The organism is Kitasatospora sp. NPDC002543 (assembly GCF_053594915.1).
In genome coordinates this window covers 1-1,057 of the sequence record NZ_JBSFWR010000272.1, presented here as the reverse complement: position 1 = coordinate 1,057, position 1,057 = coordinate 1, and the positions used below count along the sequence as shown (strand labels likewise).

The window sequence follows — 1,057 nt, the reverse complement described above, 5'->3', positions numbered from 1 at the left end:
CGCACATGGAGCTGGGCCAGGGCCGTGAGGACCGTCCGGTCCTCGGGACGGCCGGCCCGCACCGCCGGGACGAAGGCCGCCGTGCCGGCCGCGCCGTCCAGGACGTCCTGCGCCATGCCCGTCAGCACACCGTCCGGGCCGAGCTCCAGGAACACCGAGACGCCCTGCTCGTGCAGCGTGCGCACACCATCGGCGAAACGCACGGTCTCACGCACGTGCCGCACCCAGTACTCCGGGTCCCGCAGCTCCTCACCCGCGACCGTGCCCGTCACGTTGGAGACCACCGGGACCACGGACGGGGCGTAGGAGACCGAGCGGGCGACCTCGCGGAACTCGGCGAGCATGCCGTCCATCAGGCCCGAGTGGAACGCGTGCGAGACCGACAGGCGCTTCGACTTCCCGAACCGCGACGCCACCTCCAAGACGGCGTCCTCGGCACCCGAAATCACCACCTGCGACGGGCCGTTCACCGCCGCGATCGACACACCATCGATCAGCTGCGCCACCGCCTCGGCCTCCGTCGCCCGCACCGCGACCATCGCACCACCGGCCGGAAGCGCCTGCATCAGACGACCGCGCGCCGCCACCAACCGCGCCGCATCCGCCAGCGAGAACACCCCCGCCACATGCGCCGCCGCCAGCTCACCCACCGAGTGACCGGCCACGAAGTCCGCCTGCACGCCCCAGGACTCGGCCAGACGGAACAGCGCCACCTCGAACGCGAACAGACCCGGCTGCGCCACCCCCGTCGCCTCCACGGCGGAGGCGTCCCCGCCCCAGACCACCTCCCGCAACGGCACCTCCAGATGCGGATCCAGCTCCGCACACACCTCGTCGAAAGCCTTCGCGAACACCGGGAACGCCTCATACAGCCCCCGGCCCATCCCCAACCGCTGACTGCCCTGCCCGGTGAACAGCACCCCGACCCGGCCCCGGACCGCCCGGCCCAGCACCGCGTCCGCGCCCGCCTCGCCCCGGGCGACCCCGGCCAGCGCCTCCAACAGCGCCGCCCGGTCGGCACCGACCACCGCCGCACGGTGGTCCATCGCGGCCCGCG

General features: G+C 73.7%; 1 protein-coding gene. It reads right to left on the bottom strand.

Annotated elements, in window-relative coordinates:
* On the bottom strand, window positions 1–1,057 hold a 1,057-nt coding region (locus ACWD4P_RS38525), incomplete at both ends, for an acyltransferase domain-containing protein (protein ID WP_449782855.1).